Annotated in this window: 23 protein-coding genes; 8 read left to right on the top strand and 15 right to left on the bottom strand. The window is 38.8% G+C overall.

Translation table 11 applies throughout. The features are described from left to right. Positions 1-590 precede the first annotated feature (590 nt). From H4J54_RS08675 to H4J54_RS08695, 6 genes are all read right to left on the bottom strand, one after another. Positions 591-959, bottom strand: a complete 369-nt coding sequence (locus tag H4J54_RS08675) for a YqhA family protein (protein ID WP_310650108.1) — start codon at positions 957-959, stop codon at positions 591-593. Beyond that, the gene (locus tag H4J54_RS19430; protein ID WP_259367397.1) at positions 956-1093 is read right to left on the bottom strand and encodes a hypothetical protein; all 138 of its coding nucleotides are present in this window, start codon (positions 1091-1093) and stop codon (positions 956-958) included. Before H4J54_RS19430 ends, H4J54_RS08675 begins: the two co-directional genes overlap by 4 nt. Positions 1094-1124: 31 nt before the next feature. After that, entirely contained in the window at positions 1125-2051 is a 927-nt protein-coding gene (locus H4J54_RS08680; protein WP_182190494.1) for a bestrophin family protein, read from the bottom strand. A 93-nt stretch (positions 2052-2144) separates the two neighbouring features. After that, complete coding sequence (gene fghA, locus H4J54_RS08685; RefSeq protein ID WP_220464213.1) at positions 2145-2996, bottom strand: S-formylglutathione hydrolase; 852 nt, start codon at positions 2994-2996, stop codon at positions 2145-2147. Positions 2997-3077: 81 nt separating this feature from the next. Next, a complete protein-coding gene (locus tag H4J54_RS08690; RefSeq protein WP_220464212.1) occupies positions 3078-4208 on the bottom strand; it encodes an S-(hydroxymethyl)glutathione dehydrogenase/class III alcohol dehydrogenase in 1131 nt (376 codons plus the stop codon). 210 nt (positions 4209-4418) lie between these two features. Beyond that, entirely contained in the window at positions 4419-4745 is a 327-nt protein-coding gene (locus H4J54_RS08695; RefSeq protein ID WP_182190495.1) for a multidrug efflux SMR transporter, read from the bottom strand. Positions 4746-4925: 180 nt separating this feature from the next. Here H4J54_RS08695 and H4J54_RS08700 point away from each other — a divergent pair, with 180 nt between their 5' ends. The 4 genes from H4J54_RS08700 to H4J54_RS08715 all read left to right on the top strand — a co-directional run bounded on the left by H4J54_RS08700 (position 4926) and on the right by H4J54_RS08715 (position 7843). Then, positions 4926-5792: a LysR substrate-binding domain-containing protein gene (locus H4J54_RS08700; protein WP_182190496.1), complete on the top strand. Its 867-nt coding sequence runs from the start codon at positions 4926-4928 to the stop codon at positions 5790-5792. 354 nt (positions 5793-6146) lie between these two features. Continuing rightward, entirely contained in the window at positions 6147-6530 is a 384-nt protein-coding gene (locus H4J54_RS08705; protein ID WP_182190497.1) for a VOC family protein, read from the top strand. A 182-nt stretch (positions 6531-6712) separates the two neighbouring features. Further along, positions 6713-6979: a DksA/TraR family C4-type zinc finger protein gene (locus H4J54_RS08710; RefSeq protein WP_182190498.1), complete on the top strand. Its 267-nt coding sequence runs from the start codon at positions 6713-6715 to the stop codon at positions 6977-6979. A 462-nt stretch (positions 6980-7441) separates the two neighbouring features. Next, positions 7442-7843, top strand: coding sequence for a CBS domain-containing protein (locus tag H4J54_RS08715; protein WP_220464211.1), 402 nt, complete (start codon positions 7442-7444; stop codon positions 7841-7843). A gap of 223 nt (positions 7844-8066) precedes the next feature. Here the strand turns inward: H4J54_RS08715 and H4J54_RS08720 are convergent, their stop codons facing one another. The 4 genes from H4J54_RS08720 to H4J54_RS08735 form a co-directional block, all read right to left on the bottom strand. Further along, positions 8067-8564 carry a regulatory protein RecX gene (locus H4J54_RS08720; RefSeq protein WP_182190499.1) on the bottom strand — a complete coding sequence of 166 codons (498 nt, stop codon included), beginning with the start codon at positions 8562-8564 and terminating at the stop codon, positions 8067-8069. Positions 8565-8847: 283 nt separating this feature from the next. After that, a complete protein-coding gene (locus H4J54_RS08725; RefSeq protein ID WP_182190500.1) occupies positions 8848-10128 on the bottom strand; it encodes a hypothetical protein in 1281 nt (426 codons plus the stop codon). Between the two features lie 609 nt (positions 10129-10737). Continuing rightward, complete coding sequence (locus H4J54_RS08730; RefSeq protein ID WP_182190501.1) at positions 10738-11925, bottom strand: cystathionine beta-lyase; 1188 nt, start codon at positions 11923-11925, stop codon at positions 10738-10740. A gap of 529 nt (positions 11926-12454) precedes the next feature. Continuing rightward, the gene (locus H4J54_RS08735) at positions 12455-14908 is read right to left on the bottom strand and encodes a DNA polymerase II (protein WP_182190502.1); all 2454 of its coding nucleotides are present in this window, start codon (positions 14906-14908) and stop codon (positions 12455-12457) included. 83 nt (positions 14909-14991) lie between these two features. Here H4J54_RS08735 and dinG point away from each other — a divergent pair, with 83 nt between their 5' ends. After that, positions 14992-17106, top strand: a complete 2115-nt coding sequence (dinG, locus tag H4J54_RS08740; RefSeq protein ID WP_182190503.1) for an ATP-dependent DNA helicase DinG — start codon at positions 14992-14994, stop codon at positions 17104-17106. A 73-nt stretch (positions 17107-17179) separates the two neighbouring features. Here the strand turns inward: dinG and H4J54_RS08745 are convergent, their stop codons facing one another. After that, positions 17180-18139, bottom strand: coding sequence for a magnesium transporter CorA family protein (locus H4J54_RS08745; RefSeq protein WP_182185427.1), 960 nt, complete (start codon positions 18137-18139; stop codon positions 17180-17182). A 311-nt stretch (positions 18140-18450) separates the two neighbouring features. On the opposite strand from H4J54_RS08745, the gene H4J54_RS08750 reads away from it, so the two are divergent. Both H4J54_RS08750 and H4J54_RS08755 read left to right on the top strand, forming a co-directional pair. Next, the gene (locus tag H4J54_RS08750) at positions 18451-19803 is read left to right on the top strand and encodes a magnesium transporter (protein WP_182136827.1); all 1353 of its coding nucleotides are present in this window, start codon (positions 18451-18453) and stop codon (positions 19801-19803) included. Positions 19804-19827: 24 nt separating this feature from the next. Further along, on the top strand, positions 19828-20937 hold the full coding sequence (locus H4J54_RS08755) for a DUF21 domain-containing protein (protein ID WP_182190504.1): 1110 nt from the start codon (positions 19828-19830) through the stop codon (positions 20935-20937). 153 nt (positions 20938-21090) lie between these two features. Here the strand turns inward: H4J54_RS08755 and H4J54_RS08760 are convergent, their stop codons facing one another. The 4 genes from H4J54_RS08760 to H4J54_RS08775 all read right to left on the bottom strand — a co-directional run bounded on the left by H4J54_RS08760 (position 21091) and on the right by H4J54_RS08775 (position 25105). Next, on the bottom strand, positions 21091-21957 hold the full coding sequence (locus H4J54_RS08760; RefSeq protein ID WP_182190505.1) for a universal stress protein: 867 nt from the start codon (positions 21955-21957) through the stop codon (positions 21091-21093). A gap of 192 nt (positions 21958-22149) precedes the next feature. After that, the gene (locus tag H4J54_RS08765) at positions 22150-22353 is read right to left on the bottom strand and encodes a hypothetical protein (RefSeq protein WP_182136830.1); all 204 of its coding nucleotides are present in this window, start codon (positions 22351-22353) and stop codon (positions 22150-22152) included. 189 nt (positions 22354-22542) lie between these two features. Then, the gene (locus H4J54_RS08770) at positions 22543-23757 is read right to left on the bottom strand and encodes a CaiB/BaiF CoA-transferase family protein (protein WP_182190506.1); all 1215 of its coding nucleotides are present in this window, start codon (positions 23755-23757) and stop codon (positions 22543-22545) included. 91 nt (positions 23758-23848) lie between these two features. Then, positions 23849-25105, bottom strand: a complete 1257-nt coding sequence (locus tag H4J54_RS08775; RefSeq protein ID WP_182190507.1) for a bifunctional alpha/beta hydrolase/OsmC family protein — start codon at positions 25103-25105, stop codon at positions 23849-23851. A 180-nt stretch (positions 25106-25285) separates the two neighbouring features. Here H4J54_RS08775 and H4J54_RS08780 point away from each other — a divergent pair, with 180 nt between their 5' ends. Next, positions 25286-26506 carry a Xaa-Pro peptidase family protein gene (locus H4J54_RS08780; RefSeq protein ID WP_182190508.1) on the top strand — a complete coding sequence of 407 codons (1221 nt, stop codon included), beginning with the start codon at positions 25286-25288 and terminating at the stop codon, positions 26504-26506. Positions 26507-26575: the final 69 nt, after the last annotated feature.

Raw genomic sequence — 26575 nt, forward strand, 5'->3', positions numbered from 1 at the left:
ACCTTTCAAGATCGCTTCAACCATTAATTGCGTATTTTCTGAAGGAGCATGCGCTACAATTAAAAGTGTTTTCATTGGTCAACTCACTTTGACTTAAAACGCCCCTTTGGAAATAAAGGTTCATCGAAGCTTAGTCCGTTTATAGTGACATAGTCAATTTAGCCACAAAGTTAGCATTAACAGTTTGATGACGAATGACCCCTGTGGTGGCTCAGTTCTCTGTCAGAGTAAATACAAGTCTATGCCTCCTGAAAGCTCATATCTGCCTGTTACATCCCATCTCATAACGCTAGCTTTTGCCACCAAGGGGACATTAGCACCAACAAATATTAGTGCTAAAAACTAAACTGATTGGGAGTTTGGTTTACTCGTCACTTATGCCACAAAACGGTCCTACTTTTTATGTCAATTATTACCAATATAATGTCCACTATCCTCAAGGATAGTGGACATTATAAGTATTTTCTATTTCGCCCTATTGCGTGATAGAAAACCACTAAAGGACAGACCAAACTAACGTAGCGAATACAAAAGAACTCCTCTATTGCAAAGTACCTATACCTATATGTTTAATCACTCTCATTTCCATCCTATTTTTCCTCACGACCTAATCCCAAAAACTTTAAACTGCCAGAAAGCATTAGAATAGAAATAGGCAGTATTAATATCTCCCACTTGAAGTTATTAACATTAATCAAAATAATTTCAAGAAACTTTACAAACAGGATAATAATAATGGCTTCACCCAAGATACTTTTTAAACGGCCAATGTTTAGCGTGCTTATCCATTTGAGTACGGAGGTTTTCTTCGCCAGTTTCTTATCAGAAATAAATAAGGTGAATACACCATGAGCGAATATATAAAATACCAGAGCAATAATAAAAGTATCCAATGATTTAATCAAATATGTCGTTGCTACCTCAGCGCTATCAAGGTGAGACAAACTTTCATTACTCACTTCACCAAAAAAAAGGCGGTATAGGCTGAATAAGTTTTCATTGCCCCAACAACAAACAGTAAAACAGAGCCTAATAGCGAGCAAAAAATGGCTATCCAGCTAATCAATCGAAATATATTAAATTTTTTTTTCATAGTTAAATCCTTCAATTGTTTTTTATATACCTCATTCAAGGCGGTGTTTTACTGGCTGTATAGGTTTGGGGAAATCAGACGCCCCCAAAATTTCTAATAGATTAATTTCAGTGTTACGGGACATAGTCGTTAACGCTAAATCGTTCGCAGAAACGCCAAACGGCTCTTCTAATTCTTCACTTAAGGCATCTAGACCAAAAAAAGTGTAGGCAACTATTGCGCAAAACAACGGCGTTAGCAAGCCTTGTGACGCGACAATACCAAAGGGTAATATCAAGCAGTATAGATAAGCGGTTCGCTGTACAAGTAACAAGTAGGCAAACGGTAATGGCGTGTTATGAATTCGCTCACATGCAGCCTGTACTGCTGCCATAGAGCTAATATGGTCATCAAGACTTTGTATTAAGAAATCAGACAATAGTTTTTTATGGCGACAGCTTCCTAGCTTTTTTCCCATCAGGCGTAACAGCGCGTCAGGTAAATTTTTTGACTGGCGTAAAGGCTCAATATCCTCAGGTTCAAGGTGTTTTTCTATTTCGCCCCAAGGATCAGATTCTCTAAGCTGATGTCTTAACGCATGATTAAAAGCGATCGTTAGATATATCATGCGTTTTTGTACTTCTACGCCACCTTTAGCTTCGCCATCTATATAGGAAGTAACCTGCCTCGATAGGCTCCGGGAATCGACAATAAGTTGTCCCCATTGCTTACGTGCTTCCCACCAACGGTCGTAACAGGCGTTGTTTCTAAAACCAAGAAACAGCGACAAGGCTATGCCTAAAAGTGCAAGCGGTGCCAGAGTAAAACTTGGAAAGATAGCCGGATAATAATATTGAGTAGCCCCAACAATGGCGCCTAGAATACTCATAAAGGCTATTTGTGGAAAAATAAGAGGGACTACGGAGCCACGCAGAATAAAGAATAGTTGAAATGCATTGGGTTTATCTCTAACAATCATAATACCGCCGGCGAGATGTTATGTTGATCTCATGAAATTTTAATTAAAAAAATGCCACCTTGATGCTAGGCGGCAGTTATTAGGCATTAACCATTACTTGCTTAAGTGCTCGGCGTGAAATCGCAGATGCGCTTCAATAAATGCTGAGATAAAATAGTAGCTGTGATCATAGCCATCATGGAGGCGCAGATCCAATGGATAGTTGCTGGCTTTTGCTGCTGCTGCTAACACTTCTGGTTTTAACTGCTCAGTGAGAAAATCATCAGCTCCACCTTGGTCAACTTTAGCCGGAATATACGCTGTTGCTCGTCGCATCAAGTCACTTGCATCATGATTATGCCAAGTTGCTTTGTCTTTACCTAGGTAGGCGCTAAACGCCTTTTTACCCCAAGGCGCATTCACTGGATTACAAATTGGGCTAAACGCCGACATTGAGCTATAACGATCAGGATTTAACATGGCAATGGTCAATGCGCCATGTCCTCCCATTGAATGTCCGCTAATGGCGCGTTTATCTGATACGGGGAACGTCGCTTCAATTATCTGAGGTAACTCATTAACCACGTAATCGTACATGTGAAAATGACGATTCCAAGGTGCTTGCGTAGCATTCACATAAAACCCAGCGCCTTGACCTAAGTCATAATCTTCATCATTAGCGACCTCTTTACCACGAGGGCTAGTATCAGACGCCACAATGGCAATACCTAATTCGGCAGCCATGCGCAGTGCACCTGCTTTTTGCATAAAGTTTTCATCGGTGCAGGTAAGGCCAGAAAGCCAATACAATACCGGGACTTTTTCTCCGCTTGATACTTGTGGAGGCAAGTAAATAGCAAATCGCATAGCACAATTTAACGTTTTAGATTGGTGGCTATATTGCTTGTGCCAGCCACCAAAACTTTTGTTCATGCTTACGTTTTCAATTAAATGGTCGATTGTCATGGTAAAACCTTAAGACGTTACCCCTGTTCATTTATGGTATGAAAGGGGTAATGGCATAGCTGTTATGTATTGAAATGGATGCTATTTATCGAAGTGAATAACAGAACGAATACTTTCGCCTTTATGCATCAATTCAAATGCTTCATTAACATCTGCAAGACCCATGGTATGGGTAATAAAGTCACTTAATTTAAATTCACCGGCTAAATAACGTTCAACATAATCAGGTAATTCAGTACGGCCTTTAACACCACCAAACGCAGAGCCTCTCCATACACGACCAGTCACTAACTGGAACGGACGGGTTGAAATTTCTTTACCAGCACCAGCAACACCAATAATTACTGACTCGCCCCAACCTTTGTGACAACACTCTAATGCAGATCGCATTAAGTCTACGTTACCGATACACTCAAACGAGTAATCAACACCGCCGTCAGTTAATTCAACAATCACATCTTGAATAGGTTTGTCGTAATCTTTCGGGTTAATAAAGTCAGTTGCGCCTAGTTTTTTCGCCAGCTCAAACTTACTTTCATTAATATCGATAGCAATAATACGACTAGCTTTAGCCATTGTTGCGCCGATAACCGCTGAAAGACCAATACCACCAAGACCAAAGATAGCAACCGTTGCACCCTCTTCAACTTTTGCTGTATTCATTACCGCGCCCATACCTGTGGTAACACCACAACCTAATAAACAAACTTCTTCTAGTGGCGCTGCTTTATTTACTTTCGCTAAAGAAATTTCTGGTAGCACTGTATACTCAGAAAAGGTTGAACACCCCATATAATGGAAGATAGGCTGACCGTCTTTGTAAAAGCGTGTCGTGCCATCAGGCATTAACCCTTTACCTTGTGTTTCACGAATTTTCTGACAAAGGTTAGTTTTACCTGATAGACAGAATTTACATTCACCACACTCTGGTGTGTATAAAGGAATAACATGGTCGCCTACTTTTACACTCGTTACGCCTTCGCCGATTTGTTCAACAATACCGCCACCTTCGTGACCTAAAATCACTGGGAAAATACCTTCTGGATCATCACCAGATAAAGTAAAAGCATCGGTATGACATACGCCAGAAGCAATAACTTTAACTAACACTTCACCTTTACGCGGTAGCATTACATCGACTTCTTCGATAGATAAAGGTTGGTTTGGCCCCCAAGCAATAGCGGCTTTTGATTTAATAAATTTATCTGACATGTTTATTCTCACTTTTCTAATAATTATATTTAATTGTGTTTAAATTGTAGGCTAACTCGTTATTTATGAGTCTAGTCTACTGTATTAATTTAAACGTGATAATACGCTTAAATCGTAATTCAGCTTTACCATATAGTAACAATTCAGACGTAATGACCTGCCTCAGTACCATAATTTAGCTAACTATCGCATAGGTTCGTTGCACTGGTATTAATGGGTATGACCTTGAGAAAGGTTAATCATCCCTATTCCTACTGCGACTAACCCCATACCAAGCCATGTAGTTAACTCAAGATGTTGACGATAAATAACAGTAGACAATAAAGTCACTGTAATAATAGCTAATCCGGCCCAAAGTGCATGAACGATACCAACAGGCATACCTTTCATTGCTTGACCTAAAAACATGAACGCCGCTAAGTGCCCTAATAAAACTAATGCACTAGCTACTGGTTTAGTAAAACCATCCGTTTCTTTTAATGCCACATGAGACATAGCTTCAGCAGCGACACCTAAAAAAAGAAATAACCAACTCATACTTGCTTCCTATAAAGTTATGTAAGTTTTGTTGCTTAGGTAGATCTCATTTTTCTCAATAAATCATTTATGGATTATCTAAGTCACAGCATACTTTCTCGATGGCTGCTATTATATTCATCCCTTAGAAAATGATAATATGCTATTTTAGTAAATCACTTGTACATATAGGTAACAATCATGCAGTGGGAAGGTATCAGCGAATTTGTTTATGTTGCGGAAAATGAGAGTTTTACGCTGGCCTCAAAAAAAATGGCCATATCAACAGCCCAAGTTAGTCGTCAGGTCAGTGCGTTAGAAAAGCGGCTTAATATCAAATTATTTTATCGCACAACCCGCAAAGTCTCATTAACCGAAGAGGGGCGTGTTTTTTATCAACACTGCCGCAGTGTACTTGACGGCCTAGATGCCGCTGAACGTGCAATTACAAACTTGCAATCTAAACCTCAAGGGAAAATTAAGTTAACGGCCCCTGTAACCTACGGTGAGAAACAGATATTACCCCTAGTGAATAATTTCATAAAGCAATATAGCGATGTAGAAGTTTCAGCTTATTTAAGTAATCAACAAGTTGATTTAGTTGAAGACGGTTATGACTTAGCTATTCGTCTGGGTCAGTTAAGTGACTCGACAATGATGGCAAAAAAATTGGGCAAGAGAACAAACTATGTTTGTGCATCGCCTGATTATTTAGCTAAACACGGTGTACCCCATGCAATATCAGAGCTTAATAAGCACAGTTGTTTATTGGGCACACTAGACTATTGGAATTTTAGGGGTTTAGGCCGAGAAAAGAGTCTCCGCGTAACGGGTAGATTACGTTATAACAATGGTTACAGCTTGACTGATGCGGCATTGAAGGGATTAGGTATAGTGCAATTGCCTGATTATTATGTAGAGCAATATATACAAAGTGGTGAGCTAGTGACGCTATTAGATAATTATCGTGCCCCTGACGAAGGCATATGGGCGGTTTACCCTCAAAATCGCCATTTATCGCCGAAAATAAGGTTGCTTGTCGACTACTTGGCAGAGCAGCTACTTTAACTTCTTGGCTCCCTCACATTACCGGGCAATATAAACAAGGTTTAAATAGTAGTATCAAACATCAGGGGAGTCGATATCAAGGCTGACCTGATTAACGACATTCCGATGATTTACTTCCTCCCTACTGTTATCTTCATACATTCGAGTTTGATACCGCCCAACCATTCCAAAGGTTTATGCATTAACACAAATCATTAACTCCTTACATTGTTACCATACAGCAAAGGTTATTTACATTTACGGCTATTCTAATTATTTTTGAAGTGTATATTATACCTTCATCGAAACGAACCGCAGCAATTTAGCTGCACCTCGATAAGCAAATAATTAACACTTAATATTCGGAGAATTTAAATGAGCATATTTACTCATGTAACTGTTGGCACTAACGACTTAACGGCATCACGCACCTTTTACGATAACGTTTTAAGTACCCTTGGCCTTAAACGCATCACAGATTTAGGTGAAAATGGCACTATTTGGGGCGAAGATGCACCATCATTTTTTGTTTTAAAACCAGCTAATGGTCAAGCTGCTAGCGTTGGTAACGGTGTTACCGTTAGCTTTGAAGCGCCAAACCGCGCAGCGATTGACGCTTTTCACGCGACGGCAATCGCTGCGGGTAGCCCTGATGAAGGTGCTCCTGGTACACGAGATTGGGCGCCGAATGCATATGCTGCTTATACTCGCGACCCTGATGGTAACAAGCTTGCTGTTTACTGTTTTAAAGAAGCTTAATAACATAAGCGACTTATAACCAAGAAAAAATACCGACTTGTCGGTGTTTTTTCTTTTAAATAGCAGTATAAACGTATGCAATTCATAATCAATTAGACCTCATATTTAGAGGTGTCTGTAAAAACTTTAATCAACTATATATCGTCAAAAAGCAAAATCAAGGAATAATTAAGGAGAAATCTATGGCGGGTGGATGGTCAAAAGATGGCGCAGTTCAAGAACAAATAGATTCCAGCGTGGAAGACGCTGTAGCACATGTTCGTCATCAGTTATCGATGGACGAAAGCTTATTATATTGTGAAGAATGTGACGTTAAAATCCCTGAAGCACGACGTAGTGCAATGAGCGGTATCACTTTATGTATCAATTGCCAAAGTAAACTTGAAAAGAACCGAACACGTCATAACCATTATAACCGACGCGGTAGTAAAGATAGTCAACTCCGATAACAAGTCAAAAAAAGTAACTTATTATGGTTAAGTAAAAATAACCACACTTTTATAGCTAATCATTATTGTCCAAACTTGATCTATTCACGTCCAGAATAAACATTAATTAAAGCCGCGTAAAGATAGATTCTAGTTAATCTATAATACCAAGTTGATTAATTACCTGTTCATTTTTAATGGTTAAAATTCAAAACTACTGAGTAAATTTTATACCTTGTATTTATCCATTTTTCTGCATGAAAAAGTAGAACATTTAATTAATCAAATGGCTATAGCTATTGTTTATGCGTTGTTTTATCGCTTATTATTCGCTGGATTGAAAAATATTTATAGTATTCTTTGACTTATATGAGATATCGCGTTTATATTCTATTAAGCTGAATGGCCGATGTTTAAGCTCAAAAAAATCCGGTCTATCTTTTTACATAATGAAATTATTACTAAATTTAAAGGTGATTTACCATGCTTCAATCAGTTGGTTTGCGCGATTATATGATCACTAACCCAATCAAAGTCAAAGATGATGATAATTTATTAGATACGATAAAAATAATCATAGATAATAAGGTCTCAGGGGTTTGTGTAATAAATGAAAAGAATGTCCTCGTAGGCGTACTTTCCGAAATGGATTGTTTAGCCGCCATACTCGAAAGCACTTACAATAATGTTGGTGTTGGTTTAGTGAGTGAATATATGACTAAAGAAAATATAGTTGTTGCTCACCCTAGTGATGGCATTATCAATGTCGCTCAGGACATGCTATTAAAAAAACATCGTCGTCGGCCTGTTATTGAAGAGGGTAAGTTGGTTGGGCAGGTTTCTTGTCGGCAATTACTGACAGCGGTTAATAAATTTAATAAGTAAATTTATTAAATTTACCAGATTTTTTTATCACAGTACGCGCAAATAAGATCAATGACTTTACCTTCATTGATGGTTCGTTAGTCGCGTACACGGCTTTAGGCTTTATCAAACATAAGCCATGGTGCAGCATGCGTTAGCCATAATTGATTATGTTTGATAAAGCCTATTTTTGATTGATGTAGCCATCTGATTAGCTAAATTAAAAAGTATTTTTATCGCCTTGTTAACTGAATTTGACCGCTTTATCAGCGATTGAGTATGTAAAGCCTTTGGATATTAAATGCCGTAGCGCTTTTTGCTTTAATTTCATATCGTCAATAGGCTCTTCGCCAAATTTTCTGATCTTTAATGAAAGTGCCTTAGCAAAATAATCTTCCTCAGATGTTTCTAACGCCTCAACACAGTCATTAATGATCTTGGAGGCGAATCCCTTTAGATACAGTTTTTCTTTGATTTTATTAGGGCCAATATTTTTTTCTGATAAACTTGTCGTTAAGCGGGTTGCATAGCGAAAATCATTAATAATGTCATTTTCTATCAGATAATTAAGTGCTGGCTCATTAAATTGAGTATCATCTTTAAATAACATATTAGCTTTTTGAAGTAACGCTTTTGCGGAGTAATCTCCATACCTTTCAATCATCCAAATCATATAAGATTTGACCCGATCATAAGAAATCACTTGCGGCTTTGCATCTTTTTTACTTGTTTTTTTATACATGTGGCTACTTTGCTACTTTCAAACTCGGGTTTATTATAAGTTAATCTTGCTTATACCCATTTCATTAATTAGCTGGTCTACTTTATACACAGGAAAAATGGCCAAATATAAGGCATTTATTTTAATAACTAGTGGTTCTAATTATTAAATAAATAACGCAGTAGTGGGTTATTTAAACCAGTAAAAATGATCAGATAATGAGTGAGATTGGTATTAAACACTTACGCATTAAATGGCTATCAAGGTTTGCACCTAAGGTCAATAAAATGCCTTCTGATGATAATTAGTTTTGATTACTACATTGCCATGCATTTAAATAAGATGAGTTAACAATAATGCCATCAAAGCCTTGTTCTTTTATCTTAATCAAGCTTTTAAAGGCTTGATCATAGTCTTGATAAGCACCTGTCATCAACGCCACCATTTGCCAGTCAGATGAATAACATAAATGATAATAATCGCTTAATGACTTGTTTGCTTTAGCAAATCTCGTAACAGAATGTTTATATCTATATACGCCATACTGAATATAAACTTGATTGTTTCCTGTCTGTAATTGATGATTTAAATTAATATTATATTCACTTAGCCACTCGCTCGGTAAAAGCTTAAAGTACCAATGTGGTTTTTCTGGCGCTAAAATATGCTCTACAACTTTTATATTGTGCATATTATTTGTTTCATCGGTATTGTTTTTTTCATCAGTATTACTTGCTAATGTTATAGCGAGATTTTGCCGGTTTTCTTTAAGTTCTACACTATCATTAAGTGTTAGAACATTTGCTTGTCTGGTTACCTCGGTTTGTTTGTTATTCTCGTTGACATCGTCAAACGCAGGCTTTGCTGTTATTGCTTTTGGCGCAAGTTTCTCTGTGTTTATATTACTGACTAAATTGTTTGTTGGCTGTGTTGCACTATTATAAATATTTGAAAATTTTTCTAGCAAAGGGGCTACTTGCGGGCCTAAAAGTAATCCGCCTATTAACGCAATGAAGAGTTTAAAGTTAATTGATTTGAAGTTAAATAAGGCGATTTTGGACTTAAGCGTGAGCTTTTCATCAAGATTAATAGGGTAAATTTTACTTTGATAATATTGACTAATTTCCCCTGAGCTATATGATTTTTCTAATAAGGTATGGCCCCATAATTCAATGGTCAATAATGAGCTACCATAGCGTTGCCATGCCAGTAGTTGCCCTAACAAATGATGTATATCACTTGCAATCAAATCAGCATTTTCAAATGCCCAAATAGTGATAACTTCTTTGTCTTTGTTCTCAATTAAATATTGCTTAGCATTTTCAAGAAATTGTTGGTTATTTTCTATTGAGGAAAACTGATCGATACCCGCCGTTATTAAGACACGAGTTAAATCATCAAGGTGCTCAATTTTTCCGGGTAAAAAAACAACTTGATGATGTTCAGGGATATTTTCAATATAGGTTTTTTTTAAACTCGCTAACAGCTTTTCAGATTTGCTGGTAATAACGCGGCAAACACCTGTTTCTATCACAGAATATAAAAGTTGAAATAAACCTTTTCTTATGGGTGAAACACTATTCATTCAACTCTCTTATATCAAGTAGTATACATAGAAGACGGATCACAACTTATTTTACCATAATGCTGACTATAATTATGATTTCTGACATATTACAACAAGGCGAAGGATGAAAACAAGTAAACTGTTTTGATCATCCCCCACCCTTTGTGCTCGGGTATGTTTTAAAAGAAGTAAAGCATTAGGCCTTTGATCTTGATAACCCGTATCAGGATCTGTTAGACAATAATACCTGTTGAAAGTAGAGCTAAACCCTGGCTAAACGATGATGTTCAAAAGTACCTGCAGGCAAACACTTTATTGTACTTTATCAGTGCACGCCTAAAAAGATGCCAACCTGTGCGGTTTTACCCTGATAATTCAGTGAAAAAGATAGTTCAGTGAAAAGTGCTTTATCTTGCGATAAGAGGCGGTATGGAAAAATAGTCCATGCTGATAGCCGCTGGAAAAAGGCTTTGAATCGATTTATGATTAAATTCAAAGCCCGTTTAAAGGCTTTATTTAACATCCACCGTTAGACAAAATTTGTTACTGACGCTTAAGTTAAGTACGTGCTATTGTTAAGTTCACTACTGCAATACTCAATTGACAGTTTGATGATACAAAATGCTCTTAGCTAGCTTCTTGCTCAAGCACTTGATTAAAATGCGCAAAGCCTTGTGCTAAATCATCAATTAAATCATCAACATTTTCCAAACCCACATGCAAACGAATTAGGGGAAATTGATATGGCCAAGTGGTTGCAGTGCGCATATTATTAACCTTTGAAATACCTAAAACAAGGCTTTCAAAACCACCCCACGAATAACCCATTTTAAAATGTTCCATGCTGTCTAAAAATGCAGTTAGTGCCGCTTGATTACCCTTATTTAATACAAACGAAAACAAACCATTTGAGCCGGTAAAATCACGTTTGAATGCTTCATGACCTGGGCAAGATGGTAGCGCTGGATGCAAAATAGTTTCAACCTCTGGGCGCGTTGACAACCAATGCGCTATTTTAAGTGCACTGGCCTGATGCTGCTGTAAACGCACGCTTAATGTTCTAATACCACGCATGGCTAAGTATAAGTCATCCGGAGAGGTACATTGCCCCATAATATAGCTACTTTCACGCAATTGTGGCCAATGCTCAGCGTTTGCCGTTGCTGTACCTAACATAACATCTGAATGGCCAACAATATATTTTGTCGCTGCTTGTATTGAAACATCAACACCGTAATCAAAGGGTTGAAAATTTACCCCTGCTGACCAAGTGTTATCTAACATCACGATACAGTTATGCCTATGAGCCACTTCAGCGATGGCGGGAACGTCTTGAACTTCCATGGTAACTGAGCCCGGTGATTCAAGAAACACCACTCGGGTATTCGCCTTAATTAACGCTTCAATACCTGAACCAATCAGTGGATCATAATAAGTCGTTTCAATACCTAACTTAGCTAATATTTTATCGCAATAATCACGGGTGGGTTCATAGGTGCTATCAACCATTAAGATATGATCGCCCGTTTTAACAAAGGCTAATATGGCATTAGTGATTGCCGCCGTACCCGACGGATATATGGCACAACCTGCTCCACCTTCTAACTCGGTCATCGCATCACTAAAAGCAAATGATGTTGAAGTACCACGACGGCCATAAAACAACACCTGATTAGTTTTATTTGCTGTGGCATGCTTCATTTCTTTGACTGAGTTAAATACTACGGTAGATGCGCGCTCTACGGGTGGGTTAACGACACCGCGTGTCCATTGGCTTTTACGGCCGGCATTAATAAGTTTTGTTTCTTTTTTCATCTCTAGGTTACATTCCACGGTTATATTTTTTGGAGATCGCTCGATAAGGAACTTGTCCTTTTGAAATCAAGCAGCGCTGACAATTCACCAAGCGGCTAACTCATTTTTTAACTTCAACTTGCTAAAGTTCACACTTTTCAAAGTCATTATAGCTATCTAGCCATCTATAGGTATTTGTATCGCGAATTAAGTAAAGAAGCACGCTTTATTTCGTCATAACATAGTCGTGAACAGTATTAAGCACATAAAAGAGTATCATATCAGTAGTAGCCATTTGATTAATTAATACCAATCTCACTCATTATCTGATCATTTTTACGGGTTAAAATAGACCACCTAATTAATGAAATTGGTATAATCAACTTTTTCTGAACTCAAATAAATACAAGCTATAACCAGTAGTTAGGCGTTATTCACCTTATAAATTTTAACCCTTAAGAACTTTAACTCTTAAGAACACAGCAAGCATTAACTGGGTATAACACTATCAGTTGCCACAAGTATCAGTCAGTGGGTTCAAGTGTCAGTTTTAGCGTTCAAACAAATTCATTTGGCTATTGGTGATTTCATCAAAACTGGTATTAATAAAAGGTAAAATAGCATCAGCTACCGCGAGCAATTGTCGGTCAATGTAAAATTGATAATCCAAAGCTGCGCTTTGACAGCCTCTCGCTTGTGGGCCATTGGTGGTCATGAGATATTCAATCCAACCTTTATTTTGATACTTAAGGGGTTTTCCCTGTTGCCTATAAATCTCATCGGCTAGCCTTGCTGCTCTCACATGTGGCGGCACATTTTTAACATAAAGTTCAAGCTTTCTGCGCAAACGTTTACGATAATAAAGTAAGTCATCATGCTTACCCGCTAAGGTATCGGCAACCATTTGCTTGATGTAATCAGCAACCGGTTCGTCATTAAAAATTTTCAAATATAAAGTACGTTGAAATTGCTTGGCTAATTCGGTCCAATCGGTGCGAACACTCTCTAACCCTTTAAACACCAGTTGTTGTTGTTCGCCCTTTTGCACTAAGCCTGCATAGCGCTTTTTGGTACCTATATCTTGGCCACGAATGGTTGGCATTAAAAATTGACTAAAGTGGGTTTCAAATTCAATATCAAGCTCGCTAACAATATGAAACTGTTCTTTAAGTAACTTTTGCCACTTTTGGTTAATGTAATCTTGTAAAATTTTACCAAGCGCCCTACTGTGCTCTGCGCTTTGGTGGTCACCGACATGGACAAATATTGAGTCGGTGTCGCCGTAAATAACTTGATAACCTTTTGCTTCAATCCATGATTTAGTGGTTTTTAGTATGCTATGGCTGCGCTTCGTAATGGAGCCTGATAACCGGGGATCAAAAAACCGGCAGCCGGTTGAGCCTAAAACACCATAAAATGAATTCATAATAATCTTTATCGCTTGTGACAAAGCGGCATTGTTATCTCTTTTGGCAATATCTCGCTCTTTCCAAAGCTCAGTGATGATATCGGGTAGAAAATGCTGCTCTCTTGAAAAATAAGCCCCGTCAAAGCCCTCTATAGCTGTTTCTGGTGATTTTAAACCTTCAATCAAGCCCATAGGGTCAATATTAAAACTGCGGATAATACTGGGATACAGACTTTTAAAATCTAACACCAGCACATTTTGATAAAGTCCAGGGGTAGAGTCCATCACAAAGCCGCCGGGTGATTCAAAGCCTTGATCGCCATCGCCCATATTTGGCGCAATATAGCCACTACGATGTAATTTAGGCAAATATAAGTTGGTAAAAGCCGCGACAGAGCCACCGACTCTATCAATGGCTAAACCCGTTAATTGCGCCCTGAGCATGGCAAATTCTAATAACTGCGTATGCTGAAAAATTAACAGCACTAAGCGACAATCTTCTAAATTATAAAGCGCCAGCGCTGTTTTATCATGATGAAAATTATCAGTTATTTCTTGAATTCGGTGATCAACATCGTCAACTTTTTTGCCAATACCCAGTAAGGTATTCGCGACATTGTCGAGTGAAAAACTGGGAAAGTTATAAGTAGCACTTTTCAGTAAGTCGATACCATCGAGCACTACACGGCCATTAATTTCAATAAATTGCTGTTCACTACTTGGATTTTTACGCCAGTGAGGTGCTTTTTTATCTCGACCAATAGCAAATTTAAGCCGATATAAATCATAACGTTTTTGTAATAAAGCAAAATCAAAATTAATCACGTTCCAACCCATAATAATATCAGGGTCGTGTTGGGTAAACCAAGCGAGCAAACTCACTAATAATTCTTGTTCATTAGCTTGCCAAACAATATCAATGTCACGGGTAGCTTGTTGCTCGCGGGCTATTTCTTCTGCATTGGCAATCATCAACACTTGCTGACAATGCTCGCTATATAGCCCGATAGAATAGAGTTCACCCGACATTGAACATTCGATATCAAGCGATACGCTCGACAGTGCAATGTCAGTTTGTTGCGCTTTATCAATACGTTTACATTTAACCTGCTCAAAGCGCTGGTAAGCTTGATTATCAGCCGATCTCACCTTTACTGCCTGACCAGCAAAGGTGAGATCGGCCGTAATAAAACGCTCCATTAAAAAACGATCATCTGGGCGAATGTCGTCTTCATAACACTTAATACCTTTTTGCTTTAGTACAGCGCGGGCTTGGTAAAAATCACGTAAGGTCAAAAAATATACTGCCGCCACCGCGGCTTGGTTAAATGCTTTTAGCGCAAGCGCTTTTATCTCGTCAAGGTTAATGCCTTGTTTAGCTAAAATGTCTTTAACATGAGTCACATCAATAACTTCAACAAAAAAAACCGCACGTTCGTTATCAATAATCAGCTGCACTGGCCCTTGTGGTGTTTTCAACCACAGGGTAATTTCAAGGTGATTGTTTCTGTCTGCCGCATTTCGGGTCAACAGAAAACCACGAGTGCTAGCTAACGATTGAACTACGTCAGGAAGGTTTTCAGGAGAAAGTTGCATTAATGGTTCTAATTACTCATGACAAACTGTTAATATATACAGCAGTGTAAATCATCTTTTGTCGATAGGAAACTACAGCCGCGATGTTAAGCGATAAAATTAAACAAGTTATTAGAACCTCCTATAAAAGCATAGGTGAAAACCTCACCAACTTTAACCCGCGCCAACAGCAAACCTTTTTAATTGCTGAAATTGCCAAAACACTGGCGGGTGATTACGACAAAGTACGTAAAATAATTACTATTGAGGCGGGCACAGGTACGGGTAAGTCTTTAGCTTATGCGCTTGGCGCTATTCCGTTAGCGTTAAATCGCAACAAAAAAGTTTGTATAGCGACCGCGACCGTGGCATTGCAAGAACAACTGGTTGATAAAGACCTGCCCTTTCTAAAAAAACACAGCGGTTTAGACTTTAACTTTACCTTAGCAAAAGGACGCCAACGTTATGTTTGTCGGCAAAAACTCGCGCAAGCGGTGGCGAATGACGACAGCCCGCAAGCCGGTTTTACCTTTGCAGAAAAACCCCAAGCGAGTGATATTCGAACCTTAAATAAGATGCACCAAGCGCTCAATGATAATAGTTGGCCTGGCGATATTGACGCTTGGCCAGAGTCAGTTAATCATCATATTTGGCAACAAATACAAGCCGATAAACATAGTTGCTTAAAGCATGTTTCAGAGCATAGTCATTGTCCATTTCATAAGGCCAGAGAGACCATGGACGCTGCTGATGTGTTAGTGGTTAATCATAGTTTACTCTTGGCTGATTTAGAACTGGGTGGCGGTAAGATATTACCGGCTCCTGAAGACACTTTTTACATTATTGATGAAGCGCATCACTTGCCAAAAGTAACACGCGATCACTCCAGTGCAAACCTGACGCTTAAGGGCGCGATTGACTGGCTGAGTAAATTGCCAGAAACCGGTGATAAAATTGCAAAATTGGTTAACTCAAATAGCGCAATTTCTCCCTCAATAAAAATGGCTGACGATTGCCAAGATATATTAGCTGACATGCAAAAAGTGCTGAGTTTTATTGATAATAATCGCAGCCTTTATTTTCACCAAGCGGTGAAAAATAGCAAACAGATGCAGATGCAAAACCAAGCACTGCAATTTCGTTTTGAAAACGGCGTTATTCCGCAATCATTAAAGGATTGGGCGGAAGATTTAACCCAGAGTTCTAAAAAATGTTTAACGCATTTAAACAAGCTTTATAACCTGCTGATGGAATCGGTGAAAGACGGTGATACGCAAATGTATTTAGCCGAACCCTTGTTGGCCGAATCTGGCTTTATGATCCAACGCTTGGAAAATTTTAATGCCTTATGGCAAATGTATGCCAAAACGGATAGCGACAAAGGTGCCCCTATGGCGCGTTGGCTGGAGCAAATTGAAGGTAAACGTACTGACTATTTAATGAGCGGCTCGCCAATCGAAGTAGGTTTCACCTTAGAAAATATGCTGTGGTCAAAATGTGAAGGCGCCGTGTTGTGCTCTGCCACTATTCTCGCTTTAAACTCGTTTGACCATTTTCGCCGACAAGCGGGTTTAAGAACCGATGATGGCAGCCAATACCAAAAAGTTGATTCTCCCTTTGATTATCAAAACAACGCGCAGCTGATCGTGCCTAAAATGCAATATGAGCCGAGTGCGGATCAGTTTACTGACGAATTAATTGCCAAGTTACCTGAACAAATCAAACGCGGTAAAGCAACGCTAGTGCTGTTTTCCTCGTATTGGCAAATGGACAAAGTGGTGACCGCCCTGCGAGAAAAAACCAAACTCAGTATTTTGGTGCAAGGCGAACAGTCTCGACAAAAAATCATTGAAACTCATAAAGCCCTTTGTGACAAAAAAGAAGACAGTATTATTTTTGGTACGCAAAGTTTTTCTGAAGGCTTGGATTTACCCGGCGACTATCTCACTAATGTGATTATTACCAAGTTGCCGTTTTCGGTGCCATCATCGCCAGTAGAAGAGGCACAAGCAGAATATATCACGGCTAAAGGCGGCAATCCGTTTATGTCTATTTCGGTACCTGAGACCTCGAAAAAGCTGATTCAAGCAACTGGACGACTACTGAGAAACGAAAAAGATTATGGTGTTATTATACTAATGGACCGGCGTGTGGTGAATAAACGTTACGGTAAAGACTTATTAAACTCTTTACCGCCATTTAAACGTATTATTGAGTGAAACGACGCCTAGTTAAGAAACTATACCGGTTTAATTGGGTATAGTTTCCAATAAATTAGCATTTAACTATTTACTACAACCAACGTTTTTTCTTAAATATCATCAGCAGCACCACTGAAACCACCGCCATTACCCCTAATAAAATAAAATAACCATTAGCTGCTTTTAGTTCAGGTATATATTCAAAGTTCATCCCATAGATACCGGCAAGAAAGGTTAAAGGCACAAATAATGCCGTGATCACGGTTAATACCCGCATAGTGGCGTTAAGTTGATGCGAGGTTACAGACATATAGCCATTGATTAAATCACCGCAAATATCGTAATACATTTGCGAAAGGCTCAGCAAACGGTCTAAACGTTCGCGTAAATCATTAACCGTATGGATTTCTTTATCTGTGATTAAATCAGTATCTTCATCATCTACATAAGCTTTTAGCCTTTCTCCCATGGTGACATGATAGTTAAAGGTACGCCTTATTTTCACCAGTTGTGAGCGATATGAGGTAATTTGTTTCATCATCTTGTCATTACCACTTGATTGAAAGTCATCTTCAATTTTTTCTAGCTCAGCTTCAAAACTAAACATTTCCTTTAGATAATAACCACAACTGCTGTGGAAAAGCCTCAGTGCCAAATGCACAGGGCTGCGCTTAAGGTATTTTTCACTGCTTTCGGCAAATAACTCGTTGATCGCTAATGAACTTTGCGGGTGACGGGTAATGAGTACACGTTTACCGATAAACATACTGATTTGCAAATGAGCAAATCTTAGGCCATCGTCATTGGCAATAATGCCGCGGTATAGCATAAAAATATAATCGTTAAACAACTCAATTTTAGGCGGATGGCGCTCACGAAGCGCATCATTTATCGCTAAAGGATGGCAATTAAACTGCGTTAATAGCCGTTTCTCTTCTTCTAATTCAACGTTATCAAGATCAATCCACAGTGTAGTATCGTCATTTTCTTGCCATTGCTTGATTAATTCACTGCTACCAAAGACAGTTTTTTTAGTTGCTGATATCAACATACATTTTATCATTATATACTCTCAATATGCCCCGAGTTAAACGGGATGATTATTACCCCTGACCTTTGATTTTATTGTTATAAAGTCAAAAAAGCAGCAACAAGCCAAAGCTAGAAAAATAGTGAACTAAATTAGCATTAAAACTAACTTATTTCTCCTTGATTGTAATACACTTGTTTTTAAATACGAATCTAATTCACCGAATATAATTCACTAAAAGTAATAACATAAAAGTTAAGAGTAAATGACAAACAGTTACCCTCCCACACAAGGTCATATGCCTTTATTAAAACAACTTTAAGGATAAATAAATGTTAGAAAATCCCATTGATAAATTATCCTTAGTCATTGACGACATTCTCATTGCAGAGCATACGCAAGAAATTGTCCAGGTAATGCGCTCGGCCATTGAAACACTCGCGCCAGAACAATTTGCCCTGTTAATTGAAGCACTGCCACAAGATAAGCGTTTAAGTGTTTGGTCTACTTACCCTGAAACCATGCAAAGGTCTGCTTTTGTCGATATGGGACAAGGCACTCGAACCAGCTTAATTCAGGCGTTGAGCGACGAGGAATGTTTTGAGTTACTTGCCCAACTAGATGTTGATGAAGTAATTGAAATTGCAGAGGAAATACCAAGCCGCCTATTAAAGTATGCGATAAAAAATTTAGATGACTCACAGCGAAAACTTTATCAACAGGCACAGCAATTTAGTGTTGATGAAGTCGGTCACTGGTTAGATTACAATTATGTTCGCATTTCAGAAAAACTTAAAGTCACTAGTGCACAGCTACTTTTACAAAAAGGTCTATCGCCCTATACCGAAGACTTTTATGCGGTCAATAAAGAAGGTGTTTTAACCGGCACTGTCGCCATTAATGCGCTCATACAAAGTGACGGCGAAAGCACGTTAAAAACACTTTTTTCTGCTGAGATAACAAGACTTAATGCTAACGAAGAGTTAACCACTGCGGCGGAAACAGTCATATTATCAGGTAAAATGTCGCTACCCGTTGTGGATGAAAACGAACATTTTCTTGGCCGATTTACTGTCGAAACCGCCTATCAAGTAAAGCAAGAGTCGCAAACAGAGCAAATGACTACCGCCGCGGGTTTAAGTACCGACGAAGACTTATTCGCTAGTGTACGCACCAGTGCCAAAAACCGTGGCATTTGGCTTGGTATTAACTTACTGACCGCATTTTTGGCGTCTTGGTTTATTGGTTTTTTTGAAGCAACGCTACAACAAGTGGTAGCCTTGGCGGTATTAATGCCGGTAGTTGCCTCTATGGGAGGCGTATCGGGTAGTCAAACCTTAACGGTTATTGTTCGAGGCTTAGCCCTAGGGCAGATAACAGAACAAAATAGAAAGGTGCTGCTGCGAAAAGAGTTAAAAGTGGGCGGAGTCAATGGCATTATTTGGTCTATTGTTATCGGCGCAATTACTTATTTTTGGTTTGACAGCATCGAATTAAGTTTCGTTATTGCCTTAGCGATTTTATTAAATTTACTGACCGCGTCTGCATCCGGCGTTATGATCCCGGCATTATTAAACAAATTAAATATTGACCCAGCCTTATCTGGCGCGGTTATTTTAACCACAGTAACCGATATTGTTGGCTTTGTGGTATTTTTGGGATTAGGTAGCTTACTGCTACTTTAGAAAAGTAAAAAAAGGAAAAAAGTAATGCCCGTAGAAACTATCACCTGGATTGCTGTTGTGTTTTGTATTTCACAATCTGCCATTTTTTCTGGATTAAATTTAGCGTTTTTTTCACTCAGTAGGTTACAACTTGAAGTAGAAGCAAATAAAGGTAATAAAGCCGCCATAACGGTATTAACACTGAGAAACGATTCTAACTTTTTATTAGCGACTATTTTATGGGGCAATGTAGGTATTAATGTTTTGTTAACTATGTTGTCTGACTCGGTACTTACAGGTGTTGGCGCCTTTTTGTTCTCAACCATAGTGATCACAGTGGTGGGTGAAATTACGCCTCAGGCTTACTTTTCTCGCAATGCCTTAAAAATGGGCAGCATGCTCGCACCTATCATTCGCTTCTACCAGTTTGTGCTTTACCCCGTTACTCGCCCAAGTGCGCTAATACTTGACGCTTGGTTGGGCAAAGAAGGTATTACCTATTTAGCAGAAAGTGAATTAGGCAGTATTATTAAAGAGCACATTAGCGCTGAAGAAGCTGACTTGAACCATGTTGAGGGTATTGGCGCACTGAATTTTTTTGCTTTAGATGAAATTAGAGTCACAGAAGAAGGTGAAGTTATTGACCCTAACTCTATTATCGCCTTGCCAACAAAGCTTGATTTACCCGTTCTGCCAGATACTTATTCTGGCCCCGACGATCCATTTTTAACTATGCTAAACCATTCTGGTTATAGTTGGGTGGTATTAACCAATCTGGAAGGTAAACCTTTACTGGTTATTGATGCTGATGGCTTCTTGCGTAGCGCACTGTTTCAGTCAGAAAACTTTGACCCTTACAATTTTTGTCATCGTCCGGTTGTTATCACTGATGAAACGACATCGTTAAATGAAGCCATTTTAAAAATGAAAGTAAGTACCTCTATTGATAAAAACTTTGACGGCGTTATTGAACACGATGTGCTGCTGGTATGGGGTGAAACTAAACGTATTATTACCGGTGCAGATATATTTGGCCGTTTACTTAAAGGTATGCTGCCACCTATGCAAGATACCGATAATGCCACGGTAAAAAATAAAACTGAAAAAAGTAAGGCTAAGCCCAGTAAAGCTAAACCAAGTAAAGACCAGAAATAAGCATCTAGCGCTAAAGCATCCTTTTTCAGCGCCCGTTTCGGCTATTAGTTTCGGCTATAAATAGTATAGCCGAAACGCATGGTGTTAGTTCTGGTCATAGTTCTGGTCATAGTCATAACAAAATAGTGATAACTAAGGGTAAATACCCGATAATTATTCTGGTTTTAGTGCTAGCACGTCTGATTTTAACAAGCTTAAAATTTTCTCGGCCGTATTACCTAACACTTTCGCTTTCAAACCTTTTCGGCCCACAGTACCAATAACCACTAACCCTGCTTTTTGCCGGGCCGCCATACTGGGAATTACCTTTTCGGGCTCACCGGCCTTAATAAAAAAATTCGCGACAGGAATGTCATATTCCGCCGCTAATTTTTCAATTTTATGCTTCAGGGTTTCCCCTGCTTTAATTTCTAATTCGTCTTTATATTGTAAACCTAAGTCACGTAAAAACTTTGAAAATTGTAAGGTATAACAGACAAATAATTCTGCGTTGTTCGCTTTAGAAAACTCTTTCGCTGCAGTTAATATCTGATGATTTAGTATTTGTTTGCTTTTACGTTTAGTCTCTAAATCAATAGCGGCTAAGACATTTGGCGATTTACGCCATTTATGATCACTGACAATAAATATTGGCGCTGGGCACTCGCGTAATAATTGCCAATCGGTAGATGTGTATAAAAAAGTCTCAGTGCGATGGGCCGTTTTTACCACCATGAATAACTGATGTTGTTTTGCGTAGTCATTTATCCAACGGTCAATACGCTTTTCCCATACGACTTCATAACTGTAATCAATATCGTCAGGCACTAAGGTCTTGAGTGATTTTTCTGCATTATAGGTAACCGCATCGATTACCGCTTGTTTTATATTTTGTGGATCATCTTGAATATGGCGTAAACTTTGATAACAAAAGTAAACAATATGCAATGATTGGCTTTTAGTTTTAGCCAGTTCACAAGCTCGTTTTATCGCGACTTGTTTGCTGTCTGATAAATCGGCAACAACGAATATTTTACTCATAATATCTTCTTTTATTTATAGGTATAAATTAAAAGTAGCATACAAAAATTTATTTACTTTGATATAAAACAACTATCTAAAAAATTAATGATGAGGAGTTATTGATCACGATAAATTTAACATCTGGGCCGGTAATTTTAAGATCTAAGCAGGTCATTATAGGCGAGTGTCATACTTAACTTGCCAAGGTATTTAATCTTCAACTTTTGCTTTATGTTTTTTATTAAAATAAAGATATAAAAAGCCAGCAATAACAATATTTAATATACAACGCAATACCTCAGCGAGTTGAATATTTGCGTCTGCTAAAGCATATATCAAGTCAACCGCAGAGCCAAACCCTAATATGATCGCTATAATAATAAATATTTTTTCTAAAGACATTGAATTAGACATGGGTTTCTCGATAAATATAACAACATTAAGTTAAATACAGACAATTTCCATATAGATTAATAACTTACTCAACCTTACATTCGCTTTATTTAGCGTGAATTAGCGCGATTTCTTTAAGATAAAAATAACAGAATCCACTGATTTTAGCTATTATCTTTACAAGCAATGAAACGATGCAAACAATAAAAATTACGCTACAACACCAGCTTGCAATAACGCGGCAACTTTCTCGTCATTATACTGTAAAAACTGCGTTAAAATCTGTTGACTATGTTGGCCAATATTCGGCGCGGCGTGTTTATATTGTAATGGCGTATCCGATAAGTTAATCGGTGATGCCACGGTTTTAATTAGCCTACCGTCTTTATCCGGTACTTGTTTTACCATCTCGCGATGGTTTATTTGTGGGTGGTTAAATATTTGTTTCAAGGTATTTACCGGTCCACAAGGTACCGCGATTGCTTCTAATATCGTAACCCAATAATCTGTGCTTTGCTTAGCGAGAATAAGCGCTAAAAGCGGCACAAGTTCAATACGATTTTCGACCCTATGTTGATTAGTTTTAAATAAGGCATTTTTTGCCAATTCTGAGCACTGAGCGGCCTGACAAAATCGTTCAAACTGTTGATCATTGCCTATCGCTAATATCAAGCTGCCATCATTAGTCGCGAAGGTTTGATAGGGCACAATATTAGGGTGAGCATTGCCTAAACGCTTTGGATTTTCACCTGTGGCTAAATAGTTCATGCCTTGATTAGCTAGTGTTGCCACTTGTACGTCAAGTAAGGCAATATCTATGTGCTGGCCTTTGTTGGTATGGGCTTTAGCGAGTAATGCCGCAAGAATAGCATTCGCGCTATAAAGCCCGGTCATTACATCAATCACTGCCACGCCAACTTTCATCGGTTCGCCATCAGCAGCACCGGTTAAACTCATTAAGCCACCTTCACCTTGGATCATGGCATCGTAGCCGGCTTTATGTGCGTATGGGCCATGTTGACCAAAGCCAGTGATCGAACAATAAACTAATTTAGGGTTGAGTTTTTTTACTTGCTGATAACTCAAACCATATTTTTCAAGACCACCCACTTTATAGTTTTCAATTAAGACATCGGCTTTAGTGATCATATCTTTTATCACTTGTTGCCCTTGTCGCAGGGTTATATCAATAGCGATTGACTGTTTGTTGCGGTTTGCACTGTGGTAATAGGCAGCTTGTGCAGGTTCATTATCTTGCGCCGGTTTAATAAATGGAGGACCCCAATGACGGGTATCATCACCTTTTTTGGGTCTTTCCACCTTAATAACTTCAGCCCCCATATCAGCGAGCATTTGTGATGCCCAAGGCCCGGCCAAAATTCGACTTAAATCAACGACTTTAATACCCTTTAACGCTTCAGACATATACCAAACTCTATACTTTACATTGTTTTTATAGCAATGATGATCTTCTATCTGCCAATGATAATTTATCATCAGCAGTTAGGCTAATTTTTTATGCTTGATTAAGCAATGTACTCACCACTTTGACATTATTGTGCAGCGTTTTATGTACTGGACATTTATCTGCTATCGCTAAAAATCGCGCGTATTGAGCTGTTTCTAGCTCGCCAACAAAGCTAATTTTCCGCACTATGGCTTCAATACCCTGACTTTCACTTTCACATTTTTGACAGTCTTGTTGGTAATCTCGACTGTGCGTTAGCTCCACTTTAATATGTTTGATAGCCAAATTTTTACGCTCAGCGTACATACGTAAAGTCATGGCGGTACAAGCGCCTAAGCCCGCTAGCAAATGCTCATAAGGATCAGGTCCCATGTTATTACCACCAACACTTTCTGGTTCATCAGCAAGCCAATAGTGGCTATTGGTGCTGACGTGTTGAGTAAATTTATGGTTTTTTTCTTCTACGATGACATGCCCTTTAGCGATCTCATTTTTGTCATACTTACTGCTAGCAGTTTCAGCAATATGTTTAGCAATATGGTTAGCATTGTCCGCGTAAGTAATATATCGCCCTGCCCACGCCGCTATTACATCAGCAGCATATTCAGCATCACGTTTATTGGTCAGTAAATGGTCGGCATCATCTAAACTAACAAAGCTCTTAGGATGTAAGGCGGCTTGGTATATTTTTTCCGCTTCGCTGATATTTACCGTGCTGTCGATTGGCGAGTGCATGACTAAAAGTGCTTTTTTTAGTTGACCAATATGACGGGTATCGTAGCGCTTTATATCATCTAAAAATTGTTTTTCTATGGTAAATACACGCCCAGCTAAATTAACCTCTGCTTTACCATTTTTTTCAATATCATCAAGCTGCAGGGCAAAGTTTTTCGCGACATGCGCAGCATCTAATGGCGCGCCAATAGTGACCACTGCGCTCGCTTCTTCAACATATTGAGCAACACCAAGCACAGCTGCACCACCTAAACTATGGCCAATAAGCAGTCGTGGTGCTTGATATTCTGTGCGAAGAAAATCTGCCGCCGCAATTAAATCTTGTATATTTGAAGAAAAATTACTGTTAGCAAAATCACCATCACTATTACCTAAACCGGTAAAATCAAACCTTAATACCGCAATACCCTTTTGCACTAAAGCTCGGCTAATACGTGATGCCGCCGCAATGTCTTTGCCACAGGTAAAACAATGAGCAAATAAGGCATAAAACTTAACCTCAGATTCAGGACTTTCCAGTAAGCCACTTAAGCGGTGTTCACCACTGATAAACTCGACTTTTTTGCGCATAGCTATTCCTTTGGTTAATTGGGCTGGTGATCTTTCTGGAATGACAATATTTGACCGTTTAGCGATAGGATAAATTTCTTTTATCATAGCGCTAATTTATTTATTACGATACATGGCTTATTTTTTTGTATAAAATATACCAGTATTAATTAAAATTAATTAAATTTTTTAAGGAAAAATATGACTATAGGTGTTGGCGGCTCTACCGCACAAATTGAACTTGAAAAGTTAGTCAATATGACTAGCAAAGTGCAAGCAATAACAGCGGCTGAATTAAAACAGCGCATTGTGAAAGCGCAAACAATTATGGCTGAAAATAATATTGAAGCCACCTATATCAACGCCGGAACAAATCTATATTACTTTACAGGTACGCGTTGGTACGCCAGCGAACGTATGGTTGGTGCTATTATTCCTCAACAGGGTGAGATTAAATATATCACGCCATTTTTTGAAGTGAATACGCTTGAGCAATATATGACCATTAAAGGCGAGATAAAAGGCTGGCAAGAACATGAAAGTCCTTATCTGCTATTTAAACAAACCTTGGCTGAGTGTGGCATTAACTCAGGCCAAATAGCCATAGATGAGTCGACCGCTTTTTTTATTGCCGACGGTATTAAAAAAGCGGCACCACAGTTTGAACTTGTTGATGCAAAATGTGTAACCGCGGGTTGTCGTGCAGAAAAATCAGACACTGAAATAGCCTTATTGCAACAGGCAAAAAATATGACTATCGAAGTACATAAAGCTGTTGCTCGGATATTACATGTGGGGATTACTACCCAAGAAGTCACCCACTTTATTGACCAAGCGCACCGCAAAGTGGGCGCTACTGCCGGTTCCTATTTTTGTATCGTGCTATTTGGTGAAGATTCATCTTATCCACACGGCGTAAAATCACCAAAAACACTGGCAACAAATGACATAGTCTTGATTGATACTGGCTGTCAGGTTGAAGGATACAACTCTGACATTACCCGTACTTATGTATTTGGTGAGCCTAATCAACGTCAACGTGAGATGTGGCTTTTCGAAAAGCTAGCACAAAAAGCGGCCTTTGATGCCGCCAAAATTGGCGTAGCTTGCGGTGATGTAGATGTTGCCGCCAGAGCTTATTTAGCCAGCCAAAATTTAGGACCAGATTACGAAACTCCAGGCTGTCCACATAGAACAGGCCATGGTGTTGGCTTAGATATTCACGAATGGCCTTACCTAGTGCGCAGTGATAGAACGCCACTGGCTAAAGGTATGTGTTTCTCAAATGAGCCTATGCTGGTATTGCCGAATGAATTTGGCGTGCGTTTAGAAGATCACTTTTACATGACTGATTCTGGCGCAAAGTGGTTTACTGAGCCTTCTTATTCCATTGACGATCCGTTTGGCTATCAGCAAACTTAAGCAAAGCTACAACCAAAAAATAAATACAAGACTTTAACTTCAATACCAGTACCATCTAGTAAAAGCTGA

The organism is Colwellia sp. MB3u-8 (genome assembly GCF_014076985.1).
Taxonomy (GTDB): domain Bacteria; phylum Pseudomonadota; class Gammaproteobacteria; order Enterobacterales; family Alteromonadaceae; genus Cognaticolwellia.